The sequence below is a fragment of the Streptomyces albofaciens JCM 4342 genome, from assembly GCF_008634025.1.
GTDB classification, from domain to species: domain Bacteria; phylum Actinomycetota; class Actinomycetes; order Streptomycetales; family Streptomycetaceae; genus Streptomyces; species Streptomyces albofaciens.
The window spans coordinates 1,876,219-1,892,295 of record NZ_PDCM01000001.1; the positions used below are offsets into that span (position 1 = coordinate 1,876,219).

The 16,077-nt window shown below is 71.6% G+C and carries 16 protein-coding genes; 6 read left to right on the forward strand and 10 right to left on the reverse strand.

All coding sequences use genetic code 11. The annotated features are described in order from the left end of the window. Positions 1 to 28 precede the first annotated feature (28 nt). Both recO and CP973_RS08495 read left to right on the forward strand, forming a co-directional pair. Positions 29 to 775 (forward strand): DNA repair protein RecO, encoded by a 747-nt coding sequence (gene recO / locus CP973_RS08490; RefSeq protein WP_150238971.1) that lies wholly within the window; start codon positions 29 to 31, stop codon positions 773 to 775. Between the two features lie 105 nt (positions 776 to 880). After that, positions 881 to 1,696 carry an isoprenyl transferase gene (locus CP973_RS08495; protein ID WP_053695474.1) on the forward strand — a complete coding sequence of 272 codons (816 nt, stop codon included), beginning with the start codon at positions 881 to 883 and terminating at the stop codon, positions 1,694 to 1,696. 76 nt (positions 1,697 to 1,772) lie between these two features. Here CP973_RS08495 and CP973_RS08500 read toward each other — a convergent pair whose 3' ends face one another. From CP973_RS08500 to CP973_RS08515, 4 genes are all read right to left on the reverse strand, one after another. Beyond that, complete coding sequence (locus CP973_RS08500) at positions 1,773 to 2,201, reverse strand: Fur family transcriptional regulator (protein WP_150238973.1); 429 nt, start codon at positions 2,199 to 2,201, stop codon at positions 1,773 to 1,775. A 97-nt stretch (positions 2,202 to 2,298) separates the two neighbouring features. Then, positions 2,299 to 3,207: a metal ABC transporter permease gene (locus CP973_RS08505; RefSeq protein WP_150238975.1), complete on the reverse strand. Its 909-nt coding sequence runs from the start codon at positions 3,205 to 3,207 to the stop codon at positions 2,299 to 2,301. A gap of 16 nt (positions 3,208 to 3,223) precedes the next feature. Then, the gene (locus CP973_RS08510) at positions 3,224 to 3,997 is read right to left on the reverse strand and encodes a metal ABC transporter ATP-binding protein (RefSeq protein WP_150238977.1); all 774 of its coding nucleotides are present in this window, start codon (positions 3,995 to 3,997) and stop codon (positions 3,224 to 3,226) included. A gap of 79 nt (positions 3,998 to 4,076) precedes the next feature. After that, positions 4,077 to 5,075 (reverse strand): metal ABC transporter substrate-binding protein, encoded by a 999-nt coding sequence (locus CP973_RS08515; RefSeq protein ID WP_150238979.1) that lies wholly within the window; start codon positions 5,073 to 5,075, stop codon positions 4,077 to 4,079. 197 nt (positions 5,076 to 5,272) lie between these two features. Here CP973_RS08515 and CP973_RS08520 point away from each other — a divergent pair, with 197 nt between their 5' ends. Then, positions 5,273 to 6,655, forward strand: coding sequence for a glycine--tRNA ligase (locus tag CP973_RS08520; RefSeq protein ID WP_150238981.1), 1,383 nt, complete (start codon positions 5,273 to 5,275; stop codon positions 6,653 to 6,655). A gap of 165 nt (positions 6,656 to 6,820) precedes the next feature. Here CP973_RS08520 and CP973_RS08525 read toward each other — a convergent pair whose 3' ends face one another. Next, on the reverse strand, positions 6,821 to 7,228 hold the full coding sequence (locus tag CP973_RS08525; protein ID WP_150238983.1) for a hypothetical protein: 408 nt from the start codon (positions 7,226 to 7,228) through the stop codon (positions 6,821 to 6,823). A 178-nt stretch (positions 7,229 to 7,406) separates the two neighbouring features. Here CP973_RS08525 and CP973_RS08530 point away from each other — a divergent pair, with 178 nt between their 5' ends. Then, positions 7,407 to 8,618: a sensor histidine kinase gene (locus CP973_RS08530; protein ID WP_150238985.1), complete on the forward strand. Its 1,212-nt coding sequence runs from the start codon at positions 7,407 to 7,409 to the stop codon at positions 8,616 to 8,618. Between the two features lie 20 nt (positions 8,619 to 8,638). Continuing rightward, positions 8,639 to 9,271, forward strand: coding sequence for a response regulator (locus CP973_RS08535; protein WP_150243300.1), 633 nt, complete (start codon positions 8,639 to 8,641; stop codon positions 9,269 to 9,271). A 12-nt stretch (positions 9,272 to 9,283) separates the two neighbouring features. Here the strand turns inward: CP973_RS08535 and CP973_RS08540 are convergent, their stop codons facing one another. The 4 genes from CP973_RS08540 to CP973_RS08555 form a co-directional block, all read right to left on the reverse strand. After that, a complete protein-coding gene (locus CP973_RS08540) occupies positions 9,284 to 9,907 on the reverse strand; it encodes a Uma2 family endonuclease (protein ID WP_150238988.1) in 624 nt (207 codons plus the stop codon). Positions 9,908 to 9,981: 74 nt separating this feature from the next. Next, positions 9,982 to 10,566, reverse strand: coding sequence for a TetR/AcrR family transcriptional regulator (locus CP973_RS08545; protein ID WP_150238990.1), 585 nt, complete (start codon positions 10,564 to 10,566; stop codon positions 9,982 to 9,984). A 90-nt stretch (positions 10,567 to 10,656) separates the two neighbouring features. Beyond that, positions 10,657 to 11,664 (reverse strand): aldo/keto reductase, encoded by a 1,008-nt coding sequence (locus tag CP973_RS08550; protein WP_150238992.1) that lies wholly within the window; start codon positions 11,662 to 11,664, stop codon positions 10,657 to 10,659. A 241-nt stretch (positions 11,665 to 11,905) separates the two neighbouring features. Continuing rightward, positions 11,906 to 13,354: an MFS transporter gene (locus CP973_RS08555; protein WP_150238994.1), complete on the reverse strand. Its 1,449-nt coding sequence runs from the start codon at positions 13,352 to 13,354 to the stop codon at positions 11,906 to 11,908. A gap of 101 nt (positions 13,355 to 13,455) precedes the next feature. Between CP973_RS08555 and CP973_RS08560 the strand changes: the two genes are divergently transcribed. Continuing rightward, the gene (locus CP973_RS08560; protein WP_244409332.1) at positions 13,456 to 14,412 is read left to right on the forward strand and encodes a helix-turn-helix transcriptional regulator; all 957 of its coding nucleotides are present in this window, start codon (positions 13,456 to 13,458) and stop codon (positions 14,410 to 14,412) included. On the opposite strand, the gene CP973_RS08565 is transcribed toward CP973_RS08560, so the two are convergent. Beyond that, positions 14,385 to 15,866, reverse strand: a complete 1,482-nt coding sequence (locus CP973_RS08565) for an MFS transporter (protein WP_150238995.1) — start codon at positions 15,864 to 15,866, stop codon at positions 14,385 to 14,387. The genes CP973_RS08560 and CP973_RS08565 overlap by 28 nt on opposite strands. Between the last annotated feature and the right edge of the window lie 211 nt (positions 15,867 to 16,077).

Below are 16,077 nucleotides of genomic sequence, written 5' to 3' on the forward strand. Positions count from 1 at the left end.
TCCCGCCGCGTGCGCGAGAATGGACCGCATGAGTCTGTTCCGCGATGACGGCATTGTGCTGCGTACCCAGAAGCTGGGCGAGGCGGACCGGATCATCACGTTCCTCACCCGCGGGCACGGCCGGGTACGGGCCGTGGCGCGGGGCGTGCGCCGTACGAAGTCCAAGTTCGGCGCGCGGCTGGAGCCGTTCTCCCACGTCGACGTGCAGTTCTACGCCCGCGGCAGCGAGCTGGTCGGGCGCGGCCTGCCGATGTGCACCCAGAGCGAGACCATCGCGGCCTACGGCGGCGGCATCGTCACGGACTACGCCCGCTACACCGCGGGCACGGCCATGCTGGAGACCGCCGAGCGCTTCACCGACCACGAGGGCGAGCCGGCCGTGCAGCAGTATCTGCTGCTGGTCGGCGGCCTGCGCACGCTCGCGCGCGGCGAGCACGCGCCGCACCTGGTGCTGGACGCGTTCCTGCTGCGCTCCCTCGCGGTCAACGGCTACGCCCCCAGCTTCGACGGCTGCGCCAAGTGCGGCCTGCCCGGCCCGAACCGGTTCTTCTCGGTGGGCTCGGGCGGTGTGGTGTGCGGCGACTGCCGGGTGCCGGGCAGCGTCGTACCCTCCTCGGAGGCCATCGCGCTGCTCGCGGCGCTGCTGACCGGCGACTGGGCGACGGCGGACGCGTGCGAGCCCCGGCACGTACGGGAGGGCAGCGGGCTCGTCGCGGCGTATCTGCAGTGGCACTTGGAGCGCGGACTGCGCTCGCTGCGGTACGTGGAGAAGTAGATAGGCTCAGCAGCTCCAAGGCGAGTACCGGTGCGGAGGGCGGGCGGCGGCCCGGAACCGGACGCACCACGCAGCACGCACTACGGCATAGGAGATGTGGACGGGATGGCACGACGCGGAATTCTGGGGCGTGGCCGACGCGAGTACGAGACGCCCGAGCCGCACCCCTCCGGTGCGCGTCCGCCGAAGATCCCCGGCGAACTGGTCCCGAACCACGTGGCGATCGTCATGGACGGCAACGGCCGCTGGGCCAAGGAGCGCGGGCTGCCCCGCACCGAGGGCCACAAGGTCGGCGAGGGCGTCGTCCTCGACGTGCTCAAGGGCTGCATCGAGATGGGCGTCAAGAACCTGTCGCTGTACGCCTTCTCCACGGAGAACTGGAAGCGCTCGCCCGAGGAGGTGCGCTTCCTGATGAACTTCAACCGCGACGTCATCCGCCGCCGCCGGGACGAGATGGACGCGCTGGGCATCCGTATCCGCTGGGTCGGCCGGATGCCGAAGCTGTGGAAGTCCGTGGTGCAGGAGCTCCAGGTGGCCCAGGAGCAGACCAAGGACAACGACGCCATGACGCTGTACTTCTGCGTCAACTACGGCGGCCGGGCGGAGATCGCGGACGCGGCGGCGGCCATCGCCGCCGACGTGCGGGCCGGGAAGCTGGACCCGAACAAGGTCAACGAGAAGACCGTGGCCAAGTACATGTACTACCCGGACATGCCGGACGTGGACCTGTTCGTACGACCCTCCGGCGAGCAGCGCACGTCCAACTACCTGATCTGGCAGAGCGCCTACGCGGAGATGGTGTTCCAGGACATTCTCTGGCCGGATTTCGACCGGCGGAACCTGTGGGACGCTTGCCTCGAATACGCCAAGCGGGACCGCCGCTTCGGCGCGGCGCCGGAGGCGGAGCCCGCGAAGAAGTAGCGGCGCCGGGCCCGCACACGAACGCGGCCGGACCCCTGGGCAGGGGTCCGGCCGCGTTCGTGCGTCGTACGCCGCGTCAGGCGGAGCCTGCGGCCGCCTTGGCCGAGCACTCACCGCACGTACCGAAGATCTCGATGGTGTGCCCGACGTCCTGGAAGCCGTGCTCGGCGGCGATCTGGTCCGCCCACTTCTCCACGGCCGGGCCCTCCACCTCGACGGCCTTGCCGCAGGTGCGGCAGACCAGGTGGTGGTGATGGTCGTCGGTGCTGCACCGGCGGTAGACGGCCTCGCCGTCGTTGGTCCGCAGCACGTCGACCTCACCGGCGTCGGCGAGGGACTGCAGCGTCCGGTAGACCGTCGTCAGCCCGACCGAGTCCCCCCGGTGCTTGAGCATGTCGTGCAGTTCCTGCGCGCTGCGGAACTCGTCCACCTCGTCCAGTGCCGCCGCCACGGCGGCCCGCTGCCGCGTCGCCCGGCCACGCACCGGAGATCCAGCGCTCGCCACCGTTGCCTCCCTAGGTCTCGGGACGTCCCCCTGCACATCAGTCCGGCCATTGTGCCAGGTGATGACCGGAGCCCGGGTGCAACGCTTACGCATATCCCTACCCCTTGGCCCCCTGCACGCTGACATCGTCGCCGGGGGAGCGGCTGCCGGGCACGTCCAGACCACACTGCTTCGCGGCCTCCGCCGCGGCCCTCGCGCGCTTTCCGGCCAGCGGTGCGGCCAGCGCCGCCATCAGGGCGAAGACCGTGATGGCCAGCAGCACGATGCTCGCGCCGGGCGGCACGTCCACGTAGAAGGAGAAGACCGTACCGGAGAGGGTGACGACGACCCCGATGGCGACGGACAGCGCGAGGGTCATCGCGAAGCCGCGGGTGGCCTGCTGCGCGGCGGCCACCGGCACCACCAGCAGCGCGCTGACCAGCAGCAGTCCGACGGCGCGCATCGCGACGGTGACGGTGAGCGCGGCGGTGACCGCGAGCAGCAGGTTCAGCCACCGCACCGGCAGGCCCATCACCCGCGCGAACTCCTCGTCCTGGCAGACGGCGAACAGCTGCCGGCGCAGGCCGAGCGTGACCGCCATCACGAAGGCGGCCAGCACACAGGTGACCGTCACGTCCTCGGCGGAGACGCTGGTGATCGAGCCGAAGAGGTAGCTGGTCAGGTTGGCGGTGGAGCCGCCGGGCGCCAGGTTGATGATCAGCACGCCGCCGGCCATGCCGCCGTAGAAGAGCATCGCCAGCGCGATGTCGCCGCGGGTACGGCCCTTGGCGCGCACCAGCTCCATGACGATCGCGCCGAGCGCGGCGACCAGGACGGCCATCCACACGGGCGAGGTGCGCAGCAGGAAGCCCAGCGCGACACCGGTCAGCGCGACGTGCCCGATGCCGTCGCCCATGATCGCCTGGCGGCGCTGGACGAGGTAGATGCCGACGGCCGGCGCGGTGACGCCGACCAGGAGGGCGGCGAGCAGCGCCCGCTGCATGAAGGCGTAGTTCAGGAGGTCCATGTCAGGTCAGTCCGTCTCAGGTCAGCAGCCCGGTGCGGACCGGCTCGGCGGCCGGGTCCGCGTGCGGGTGGACGTGGTCGTGGCCGGGCAGGGCGTGCTGGCCGACGGCCTCCGGGGGAGGCCCGTCGTGCACCACACAGCCGTCGCGCAGCACCACGGCGCGGTCGATCAGCGGCTCCAGCGGGCCCAGCTCGTGCAGCACGAGCAGGACGGTGGCGCCCGCCTCGACCTGCCCCCGCAGCGTCTCGGCCAGCACCTCCTGGCTGGCCAGGTCCACCCCGGCCATCGGCTCGTCCATGATCAGCAGCTCCGGCGCGCCGACCAGCGCGCGGGCGATCAGCACCCGCTGGTGCTGGCCACCGGAGAGCGCCTCGGCGGAGTCCTTGGCGCGGTCCGCCATGCCCACCAGGTCCAGCGCCCGGTGGACGGCGTCCCGGTCGGCGCGGGAGGGCCACCTCAGCTTCGTACGGGCGAGCCGGCCGGACGCGACGATCTCGCGGACGGTGGCGGGCACGCCGCTCGCCGCGGTGGTGCGCTGGGGCACGTACCCGATGCGCGCCCAGTCCTTGAACCGGCGCTGCGGGGTGCCGAACAGCTCCAGCTCGCCGCTGGTCAGGGGCACCTGCCCGACCACGGCGCGTACGGCGGTGGACTTCCCGGAGCCGTTGGCCCCGAGCAGGGCCACCACCTCGCCCCGCCGTACGGTCAGGTCGACGCCGCGCAGGACGGGGCGCGCGCCGAGCGCCGCACCCGCCCCGCGCAGCGATATGACCGTTTCCTGGTCCTTCATGGCCGCAACCTCCCGTCGTGCCGTACGTACCTGTCCCGCCGGGTGCCCGGCCGTCCGCCCCGCTGTGCCGCCCGCCCGGTCACTTGGCGCCGAGCGCCTTCTGGAGGGCGGCGAGGTTGGACTCCATGACCTGGACGTAGTCCCGGCCCGCGGACTTGTCGGTGATCCCCTCGATGGGGTCGAGCACGGCGGTCTTGACGCCGAGGTCCTTGGCGAGGGTCTTGGCCATCGCCGGGCTGGCCAGCGTCTCGGAGAAGACCGTGTCGACGTGGTGGTCCCTGGCCAGCTTCTGCAGCTCCTTCATGCGGCTGCCGCTGACGTCGCCCGACTCGGGGTCGATGCCGCTGATGGACTCCTCGGTGAGGCCGTAGCGCTCGGCGAGGTAGCCGAAGGCGGCGTGGGTGGTGATGAAGGTGTCCGACTTCTTGTTCTTCAGCCCGTCCTCGAACTTCTTGTTCAGGTCGCCGAGCTTCTTGACCAGGTCGTCGGTGTTGCGGGCGTAGTCGGCCTGGTGGGCGGGGTCCGCGTCCGCGAAGGCCTTGCCGACGCCCTTGGCGACCTGGGAGAACTTCACCGGGTCGAGCCAGATGTGCGGGTCGTTGCCGTCCGCCTCGTGGTCGTGGCCCTCGTGGCCGTGCTCGTCGTGGTCCTCGTGCCCGGCGCCGTTGTCGCCGGTGGTGTGGTCGTGTCCGTCCACCTCGGAGCCGTGCTTCTTCAGCCGGGTCAGGGACGCGGCGTCGACGATGTGCTTCACACCGGACTGCTGGACGGCCTTGTCGATGGCGGGCTGGATGCCCTTGAGGTAGACGATCGCGTCCGACTCGCCGAGGTCGGCGGTCTGCCGGGCGGTGAGCTCCAGGTCGTGCGGCTCGGTGCCGGGCGAGGTCAGATCGGTGACCTTGACGTGGTCCTTGCCGATCTCCTTGGCCAGGAACTCCATCGGGTAGAACGACGCCGTCACGTTCAGCTTGCCGTCGGCCCGGCCCCCGCCGGAGTCGGAGCAGGCGGAGAGCGCGAGCATGCCGATCACGGAAGCTCCGGCTATGACGGCGGCGGGTATGTGACGTCGTACGTTCATGACAGTCATTTTCAACAAAAGTGGAAACGATTGTCAACAAAGGGTCCCTGGGTCGCCAGGCGGCGAACCGATTTGATCCGGGGGGCAGGCGCGCCGGTACCCTGAGCTATTCGCCCGCCCGTCTCCCGACCACCCCCACAAGGAGACGCAGGGCGCCGCTCCTATTAATCGTTCGTCGTCGCAATGAAGAGAGCACCGTGGCCGCCGACAAGATCGACACAATCGTCAGCCTGAGCAAGCGCCGTGGCTTTGTATACCCGTGCAGTGAGATCTACGGCGGCCAGCGCGCCGCCTGGGACTACGGCCCGCTCGGCGTCGAGCTCAAGGAGAACATCAAGCGCCAGTGGTGGCGTTCCATGGTCACCTCGCGCGACGACGTGGTCGGTATCGACTCGTCGGTGATCCTGGCCCCCGAGGTCTGGGTGGCCTCCGGCCACGTCGCCACCTTCACCGACCCGCTGACCGAGTGCACCGCGTGCCACAAGCGGTTCCGCGCCGACCACCTGGAAGAGGCGTACGAGGCCAAGCACGGCCGCCTCCCCGAGAACGGCCTGGCCGACGTCAACTGCCCGAACTGCGGCAACAAGGGCCAGTTCACCGAGCCGAAGCAGTTCTCCGGCCTGCTCTCCACCCACCTCGGCCCGACCCAGGACAGCGGCTCGGTCGCCTACCTGCGCCCCGAGACCGCCCAGGGCATCTTCACCAACTTCGCCCAGGTCCAGCAGACCTCCCGCAAGAAGCCGCCGTTCGGCATCGCGCAGATGGGCAAGTCCTTCCGCAACGAGATCACGCCCGGCAACTTCATCTTCCGCACCCGCGAGTTCGAGCAGATGGAGATGGAGTTCTTCGTCAAGCCGGGCGAGGACGAGCAGTGGCAGGAGTACTGGATGGAGCAGCGGTGGAACTGGTACCGCGACCTCGGCATCCGCGAGGAGAACATCCGCTGGTACGAGCACCCCGCCGAGAAGCTCTCGCACTACTCCAAGCGCACCGCTGACATCGAGTACCGCTTCCAGTTCGGCGGCTCGGAGTGGGGCGAGCTGGAGGGCGTCGCCAACCGTACGGACTACGACCTGTCCTCGCACTCCAAGGCGTCCGGCCAGGACCTGTCGTACTTCGACCAGGAGGCCGGCGAGCGCTACACCCCGTACGTCATCGAGCCGGCGGCCGGTGTCGGCCGCGCCATGCTCGCCTTCATGCTCGACGCGTACACCGAGGACGAGGCGCCCAACGCCAAGGGCAAGATGGAGAAGCGCACGGTGCTGCGCCTCGACCACCGCCTGGCGCCGGTCAAGGTCGCGGTCCTGCCGCTGTCCCGCAACCCGCAGCTGTCGCCGAAGGCCAAGGGCCTGGCGGCCGACCTGCGCAAGAACTGGAACATCGACTTCGACGACGCGGGCGCCATCGGCCGCCGCTACCGCCGCCAGGACGAGATCGGCACGCCGTTCTGCGTCACCGTCGACTTCGACACCCTGGACGACAACGCGGTCACCGTGCGCGAGCGCGACACGATGAAGCAGGAGCGGGTGTCGCTGGACCAGATCCAGTCGTACCTGGGCGGGCGTCTGCTCGGCTGCTGACCCTTCGCGGGGCGCCGCCGCACCGACGGCCTCGAACGCCGGCCGGGCTGGAATCCTCCAGCCCGGCCGGCGTTCGTCCGTCCGCGCGGGGTCTCGCGTTTTCCGTGCGGGTTCCGTGTTTCCCGCGCGGAGGTCCGCTTCTCTCGCGCGGGGCCCCGCGCCGTCTCATCGGCGCGCCCGCGCCGCGAGCAGCGCGCAGAGCGCCGCCAGCGGCAGCTCCGCGCCGACCGCCATGGCCAGGGCGCCCGCCAGCTCGCCGCCCGGCCCGGCCGTCGCCACGTCGACGCACGCGTCGGCGAGAAGCAGTACCACTGCTGCCGCCGCGGCGGCCCGGTGGCCGGGCCGCCCCGCCAGCAGCCGAGTGCCGACGGTCAGCAAGCACGCCGCCTCGACCGCGTCCAGCGCCACCCAGGCCGCCGCCTCAGCGGGCGGCAGCGTCCCCGCGAGGTACCCCATCCACGGCAGCAGGGCCAGCCCGGCGCCGGTCAGTACCCGGCCGGCCCACGTACGGCGGCTCGCCGCCAGGGTGAACGGACGCGTTCCACAAGGGGAGTTGAAGGCGAGGAGCGCCATGGTCGGGCCTCTTCCGGGTGGTGACGAACCCGGCCTTCGGGTTCGTGATCCACTCTTCCGGCGCGGACGGCCGGGGTCAGTAACACCCGGGTCCGACCCGGGGTGGCACTGGTTGCACCCCCGGGGCGGAAACTGGCTGCATGGTCCGCCCGGCAGGCCGCCGCATACCGTACGGATCATGACCCTTCCACCGCGGCTGCGCCGTGCACTCGTACGGGTGCGCCGCGATCTGCTCTTCCTCGCCGCCGGGGTGCCGCTGCACGGCATCCCGCCCCTGCTGTTCTGCTGGGCGTGCCTGCACCTCGCCGACATCCTGGGGCCGGGAACCACCTGGGGGACCCTCGGGCTGCCGATCCCGGTGACGCTGCTCGTCATCGCCGCGTACGGCCTCACCGAGGCCCAGCGCTGGCGTTTCCGCGCGCTGTGCGGGGTGGACCTGCCAAGGTTGCGCTTTCGTGAGAGCAAGCGGCAGTGGGCCTACAACTGTCTGATCGGGCCCCTCTTCGGGCTGCTAGAAGCGCTCCTGCTCGCGGTGCTCGCGGCGGCCCTGACGGCGGCGACGAGCCTGCTGTGGGTCGAGGCGCTCGGGTGGGAGTGGCGGGTGAATCATTTCGGGGCCTGGACCCGGGCCGGGTACGCCACGGCCGCCGGCCTGCTGGTGCTGGCCGCCGTACCCGCCCTGGCCGGCGGCCTCGTACGGCTGGAGAACCTCGTCGGCCGGGCGGTGCTGCACGTCAGCCGGTCCGAGGAACTCCAGCGGAGGGTCGAGGACCTGACCACGAGCCGGGCCGGCGCGGTCGACGCCGCCGACGCCGAACGCCGCCGCATCGAACGCGATCTGCACGACGGCGCGCAGCAGCGGCTCGTCGCGCTCGCGCTGAACCTGGGCCTGGCCAAGGCCACGCTCAAGGACCTGCCGCCCGAGGCGCGGCAGGTCATCGACGAGGCGCACCGGGATGCCAAGGAGGCCATCGAGGAGCTGAACAGCCTGGTGCGCGGGCTGCACCCGGCCGTGCTGGACGAACTCGGCCTGGACGCCGCCCTGTCGGGCCTCGCGGCACGGGCGCCGCTGCCGGTGCGCCTGTGGACGGACCTGCCGGAGCGGGCCGCGCCGGCGGTCGAGGCGGTCGCCTACTTCGTCGTCTCCGAAGCGCTCAACAACGTGGCCAAGCACGCGGACGCGACCCGGGCCGAGGTGACGGTGACCCGGCTGGGGGAGATACTCCGGGTGGTCGTCTCCGACGACGGAGTGGGCGGTGCCGATCCGTCCGGGGGGAGCGGTGTGAAGGGGCTCGCCCAGCGCGTGCGCTCCGTGGACGGGGCGTTCCGGATGAGCAGCCCCGTCGGGGGCCCGACCACCATGACCGTGGAGTTGCCGTGCACGACCTGACACCCGCCGTACGCCGCGCCGTGATCGCCGAGGACTCCGTCCTGCTGCGGGTCGGCCTGGTGAAGGTGCTGGAGACGGCCGGGTTCGAGGTGGCCGCCGAGGTGGGGGACGCGCAGGCGCTGCTGACGGCGATGGCGGAGCACCGTCCCGACCTCGCGGTGGTGGACGTACGGATGCCGCCCGGCTTCACGGACGAGGGGGTGCGCGCGGCGCTGGAGATCCGGGAGCGGTGGCCGGACACCGCCGTACTGATGCTGTCCCAGTACGTGGAGGAACGGTACGCCGCCCACCTCCTTGCCTCGAACACCAGCGGTATCGGCTATCTGCTGAAGCAGCGCGTCGCCGATGTCGAGGAGTTCATCGAGGCGCTGCGCCGGGTCGCGGACGGTGGCACGGCACTGGACCCGCAGGTGGTGGCCCAGCTGCTGGTACGGCGGCGGAGCGATCCGCTGGAGCGGCTGACCGAACGCGAACGGGAGGTCCTGGCGCTGATGGCCGAGGGCCGTTCCAACGCGGGCATCGCCGGGGCCCTGGTGGTGAGCGAGTCCGCGGTGGCGAAGCACATCAACAACATCCTGGCGAAGCTGGATCTGCCGAAGGCGGACGCGGATCATCGGCGGGTGCTGGCGGTGTTGCGGTTCTTGGGGGTGTGAGGGGCGGCGTCCCTACTCGTCCTCGTCGTCGCGGAGGGCGTCGAGGAAGTCCGCCGTATCGAGCTGACAATCGAAGGGGGCGGGAATGTGCAGTGTCTCGCCGAACGCGACGGTGTCGCGTTTGACGTAACCCTCCTCGCTCGGCTCCCAGAACACACTGGCCATCTCGTCCAGCATGTCCAGCAGCAGATACACCGGCACCCCGGATGTCCCGTACACCCGGAGCTTGTCCTTCCAGTCCTGGTCACGCGTCGAGGGGGAGGTCAGTTCGACGGCCAGCGAAAGCGCCTCGCGATCGAGGAAATGCCCCCGCCGCCTTCCCTTGAACGCGCTCGCGGCGGCGGCGTACAGGTCCGGCCCATAACATCGTTCCTGCTCGGGGAAAGCGACCAGGTTGGGGGCCATTGCGATGCGGTGCGCCGCAGGAACGTGCGGCCTCAGCTGCATCTCGATCGACTGCATGATGGGCGTGTAGCAGAGCAGCGACCACGGCGACATGACGATCTTTCCCCCGATGATTTCCGCCCGGTAGCCGTCGGGCACGTCCATGCTCAGGACGGTGCGGCAGAGCTCCTGGAAGCCTGCCGAGCCGTGGGGGACATCTATGATCGTCGGTCGTTCGAGCATCTCTGTCATGATGCGCCCTTCTCGCGAAGTGAGCCAGCCGACACACAGCGTAGTGGGCGCCACTGACAGTCGCCGCCGAACAGTCAAACCGCCAGGCCCCGCAACACCAACTCCACCACCGCCTCCATCGCCTCCTCGATCCCCGTCTTCGCCCACTCCGCCGCGTAGCACGGGTCGTGGAAGCGGCCGGTCGCGTCGAAGACGGCCCGCGCACGCACCGCCGAGTCGCCCGGCGCGAACGCGCCCTGTTCGATGCCGTCGAGGATGATCGCCGCCAACTGGCCGGTCAGGTCGGCGACATGGCGCTCCACCACGCCGCCGCTCTCGCCGACCAGCGTCATGTAGGTCGCGAACAGTTCGGGGTCGTCGCCCGCCTTGTGCTGCTTCGCGGTGAACAGCGCGCGCACCCAGCGGCGCAGCCGCTCCGGCGCCGGGCCGTCCTCGGCGACGATGGCCTGGAGCTGCTTGCTCGTACGGTCCAGCCAGCGCTGCGTGACCGCCTCGCGCAGCGCCGTCTTCGTACGGAAGTGGCGGTAGACGCTGCCGTGGCTGACGCCCAGCGCGCGCGCCACGTCCACGACGGTCGCCTTGGCCGGGCCGTAGCGGCGCAGGACGTCCTCGGTGGCTTCGAGGATGCGTTCGGGGGTCAGGGTCTCGGCGGGTGGCATGAGGGCGTACGGCCTTTCCGGTCGGGGACACCGCGCGGGGGCGTCCTGGTACGGACCGTACCCGGACGTCCCCGCGCGCGCCGCAAGCGGTCAGCGCTCGCTGTCCAGGAGGGCCATCTGCTCTTCCGGATAGCGGTCGCCTGCGACGGCGTCCGCCGGGACGGCGCGCTCGATGGCCGCGAGGTCGTCGGCGGTCAGCGTGACGTCCAGGGCACCCAGTGCCTCGGCCAGCCGGTCGCGGCGGCGGGCGCCGACCAGCGGGACGATGTCCTCGCCCTGGGCGAGCACCCAGGCGATGGCGGTTTGCGCGACCGTGGCGCCCTTCTGCTCGGCGATCGTGCGCAGCGCGTCGGTCAGTTCGAGGTTGCGGTGCAGGTTCTCGCCCTGGAAGCGCGGGCTCACGGCGCGGAAGTCGCCCGCGTCCAGCTTGCGGTCGCGCGTGAAGTGGCCGCTGAGCAGGCCGCGCGAGAGCACTCCGTACGCCGTGATGCCGATGCCCAGCTCGCGCGCGGTCGGCAGGATCTTCTCCTCGATGCCGCGGGAGATGAGCGCGTACTCGATCTGGAGGTCGGAGATCGGGGCGACGGCGGCGGCCCGGCGCAGGGTGTCCGCGCCCACTTCGGACAGGCCGATGTGCCGTACGTGACCGGCCTCGACCAGTTCGGCGATGGCGCCGACCGTCTCCTCGATCGGCACGTCCGGGTCGAGGCGGGCGAGCCGGTAGATGTCGATGTGGTCGGTGCCCAGCCGCTGGAGCGAGTACGCGGCGAAGCTCTTCACCGCCGCCGGCCGGCCGTCGAACCCGATGAAGTCGCCTTCGACGGTGCGCTGGGCACCGAACTTCACGCTGGTCAGCGCCTGCTCCCGGCGGGCAGCGGGCGCGCTGCGCAGCGCCTCGTTGATCAGCAGTTCGTTGTGGCCCATGCCGTAGAAGTCGCCGGTGTCCAGCAGGGTGACGCCGGCTTCGAGGGCCGCGTGGACGGTGGCGATGGACTCGCCGCGGTCGCCGGGGTCGCCGTACAGGGCGGACATGCCCATGCAGCCGAGGCCGATGGCCGAGGTCTGCGGGCCGGTGGTGCCGAGGGTGCGGGTCTGCACGGGGTGCTCCTCAGTCGGGGTGGAGGGGTGGCGGGCCGCCGCGCGCCGCGGTGGGCGCAGCGGGCGGCGGCACACTTCAACCATGACATGACCGCTGACAGATTTCAATATCTGTCATTCGCCTTTCATTCCGGACCGGCATGGCCCCGCCCTGCCGTCCGCCCTCCCGCACCGTCTCCCTGCCGCACCGCCGTCCTGCCGCGGCACCTCCCTACCGCGCCGCTCCCTACCGCACCGCCCCCTACCGCACCGTCCGCGGCAGCCGGAACGTGAGCGCCACGTTCAGCACCACCGTCGCCACCTGCGCGAGCAGCGCGATGATCAGCGCGTCCCGTACGCCCAGCGAGGGCAGCAGCGCCAGGAAGAGCGTGCCGAGCGTCGCCACGCCCAGGGCCAGGCCGGCCTGCTGCGTGGTGACCATGGCGCCGCTGCCCACCCCGGCCTGGGCGGCGGGCAGTTCGCTGAGCACGATCCGCAGCAGGATCGGCAGGACCAGGCCCTGGCCCACGCCGAGCAGCGCCATGGCGCCCGCCAGGGCCACCGAGGACACGTCCGGCCACTGCGTACGGAAGATCAGCGCCAGCGCGAGCAGCCCGGCGCCCTGGATCAGGGAACCGGCCAGGACCACCCGCCGCCCGAAGCGGGCCACCAGCCGGGGCCCGGCCAGCGAGGCGAAGAAGAAGGCCACGCACAGCGGCGCGAGGGAGAGCCCGGCCGCCAGCGGCCCGTAGCGCAGGCCGTCCTGGAGGGCGACGGCCAGCACGAACATGAAGCCGCCGAAGCCCAGCGAGAACGGCAGGATCACGGCCAGGCCGCTGCGTACGGAGGACAGGCGCAGCAGGGACGGCGGCACGAGCGGAGTGCGGCCGGCCCGTTCGGCGCGCCGTTCCACGACGACGAACGCCGCGGCGGCGAACGGGAAGACGACCGGCAGCAGCCAGGACCACAGCGGCCAGCCCGCCGCGCGGCCCTCGGTCAGCGGCAGCAGCAGGCTGACCAGCGCGACGGCCAGCAGGGCCGTGCCGGGGCCGTCGACCCGTGTCGGGTGCGGCGAGCGGGTCTCCGGGACGGTGCGCAGCGCGAGCAGCAGGGCCACCGCCGCGACCGGTACGTTCACCAGGAACACCGCGCGCCAGCCGGTCCCCGCGAGGTCGGCGGCGACCAGCAGTCCGCCGAGCACCTGGCCGACAGCGCTGGCGACGCCCGCCGTACCGCCGTACAGGCTGACCGCCTTGGCGCGGCGCGCTCCGGTGGTGGTGGACTGGATGGTGGCGAGCACCTGCGGCAGCAGCAGCGCCGCCGCCGCGCCCTGGGCGACGCGCGCCGCGACCAGCGTCCAGGCGTCCGGCGCCAGCCCGCAGGCCAGCGAGGTGAGCCCGAAGGCGGCCAGCCCCCACAGGTACAGCCGTCGGCGTCCGACCATGTCGCCGAGCCGCCCGCCGACGACCAGGAGCACCGCGTAGGCCACGCCGTACCCCGCGACGACCATCTCCAGCAGAGCCGGGCCCGCGCGCAGATCGCGGTCGATGGTCGGCAGCGCCACGTTGACGATGAAGAAGTCGATCATCGGCAGGGCGGCGCCGAGCAGCACGGTGATCAGCCCGAGCGTGGTCAGCGCGGGGGTGGCGGGACGGGGCGGGGCGGACGCGGTGGTCCGCGTGGGGACGGTTCGTACCTGGGTATCGCTCACGGAGAAGACGATCGTCCGCTCCTCAGGGGGGTACCAGAGTCTCCTTATCCTGGTACTGGCACTACCTGGCAACCCGATCGGCGTTCCGGCACCCTGGGAGTATGACCGCCACGATGCCGGAGACGGTGAATTCGCGGACCGCGCGGCTGGAACGGGTGAAGCCGGAACCGGTGAAGTCGGAGCCGGTGAAACCGGAGACAGCGCAGCGGACGGCGCCCACGGAGGGCGCCGTCCGGCGCGGCGAGCTGGCCGCCTTCCTGCGCAGCCGCCGCGAGCGGATCACCCCGGAGCAGGTCGGCCTGCCGCGCGGCCCCCGGCGCCGTACGCCGGGCCTGCGCCGCGAGGAGGTCGCCCACCTGTCCGCGGTCGGCGTCACCTGGTACACGTGGCTGGAGCAGGCCCGGGACATCCACGTATCGCCGCAGGTGCTGGACGCCGTGGCCCGCGCGCTGCTGATGGACCGGGCCGAGCGCGGCCACCTCTTCGCGCTGGCCGGCGCGGCCGACCCGGTGCGCGGCAAGGAGTGCACGGGCGTGCCGCAGGCGATGCGGCAGATGCTCGACCAGCTCGCGCCGTTCCCCGCCGTCATCCAGAACAGCCGCTTCGACATCCTGGCGTACAACAGCACCTACGGACGGCTGCTGTGCGACCTGGACGCGCTGCCGGAGGAGGACCGCAACTGCCTGTGGCTGGCGTTCACCAACGCCGACTGGCGGGCGAGCCTGGTGGACCTGGACAAGACCCTGTGCGTGATGGCCGCCAAGTTCCGTGCCTCGATGGCCGGGCACGTCGCCGAACCGGCCTGGAAGGCGCTGGTGGCGCGGCTGGAGGCGGCCTCACCGGAGTTCCGTGAGATCTGGGCGCGCCAGGAGGTCGTACGGCCGGTGAGCCACTCCAAGATCTTCCGCCACAAGGAGGTCGGCCTGCTGCGCCTGTCCTCGACCGGCCTGTGGACCGGGCCCAACCACGGCCCCAAGATGCTCACCTACACCCCCGACGACGAGGAATCGCGCGAGCGGCTCGAACGGCTTCAGGCCTTGATCCGCGCCGAAGGCTGATTTCCGGGGCCCTGTGGCGGGGTCTGCTCGCCCTGCGCCGACTCCAGCCGTTCCGCGGTGCGGCGCGCGGTCTCGCGCGCCCAGCGGCCGGTGGTCAGCGCTCCCAGCAGCAGTACGGCCGCGCCGCAGCCCGCGATGATCCACCATGCCGGGCGGCTCGCCTCGACGAAACGGCTGCCCGTGGCGGCGGCCCGCGTCCCGCTCGCCAGTACGGCCCCGATCACCGCTACGCCCAGCGACTGCCCCACCTGCCTGCTGGTGGACGCGATCGCCGCCGCCACACCGGCCTGCGTACGGGGCATCCCGGAGACCGCAGTGTTGGTGATGGGCGCGTTGACCAGCCCGAACCCGATGCCGAAGAGCACGTACCCGGTGAACAGCAGCGGCGTGCTCGCCTCCGCCTCGAACGCCGCGAACAGCACCCCGCTGGCCACCATCGCCAGCCCGGCCAGCAGCAGCGGCAGCCGCGCGCCCACCGCTCCTACCAGCCGCCCGGACAGCGGCGCGAAGACCAGCGTCATGCTCGCCATGGGCAGCATGTAGAGCCCCGCGTCCAGCGCTGACAGGCCCCGGACGTCCTGGAGGTAGAGCGTGTTGACGAACAGGAAGCCGCCGAGCGAGGCGAACGCGCAGACCGCCACGACCGTGGCGCCGCTGAACGGCGCGCTGCGGAAGAACCGCAGGTCGATCAGCGGCTCGACGCGCCGCCGCTCGTACCACAGCAGGCCTGCCAGCGCGGCGACGGCGGTCGCGGCGAAGCCCAGGATCAGCGGCGAGGTCCAGCCGGCCGCCGGGGCCTCGATGATCGCGTACGTCAGCGTGCCGAGCAGCGCGATCACCAGCAGCTGCCCGACCGGATCGGCCCGGCGCGGGTGCGGGGCGCGCGACTCCGGTACGTACCGGACGGTCAGGAACAGCGCGAGGGCCCCGATGGGCACGTTGATCCAGAAGATCGCCCGCCAGTCGACGCTCTGCACCAGCAGCCCGCCGACGATCGGCCCGGCCGCCATGCTGATGCCGACCACGCCGCCCCACACACCGATCGCGCGGGCCCGTTCCTTCGGGTCGGTGAAGGTGTTGGTGATGATCGACATCGCGACGGGGTTGAGCATCGAGCCGCCGACGGCCTGCACCATACGGAACGCGACCAGGCACTCCAGGTTCGGCGCAAGGCTGCACAGCAGCGAGCCGAGCGCGAAGACCACCAGGCCCGCCTGGAAGACCCGGCGCCGGCCGAGCCGGTCGGCGGTGGAGCCGGCCAGCATCAGCAGCGACGCGAGGACCAGCGTGTAGGCGTCGATCGTCCACTGCATCCCGGACAGCGAGGTGTCCAGGTCCTTCTGCATGGAGGGCAGCGCGACGTTCAGGACGGTGTTGTCGAGACTGACGATCAGCAGGCTCATACAGCAGATGGCCAGGACCAGCAGGCGGCGCCGGTGGCTGAGCTGGGGCATAGGTGAACGCTACAACGAATGGGGGCGGGCGGCTTTGGCCAGGGCGCCGGGCGGGGGGGCGGGGGCGGCTCTGGGGGCGTCGGGGCGACAGCAGCCCTGGTGGGGGCGTCGAGTGGGGGTGCGAGAGCGGTTTCGGTGGGGGCGTCGGGCGGGGGCATGGCGGCTGCGGTGGGGACGGCTCCGACGAGGCCCGCGCGGTGCGCGACAGCGG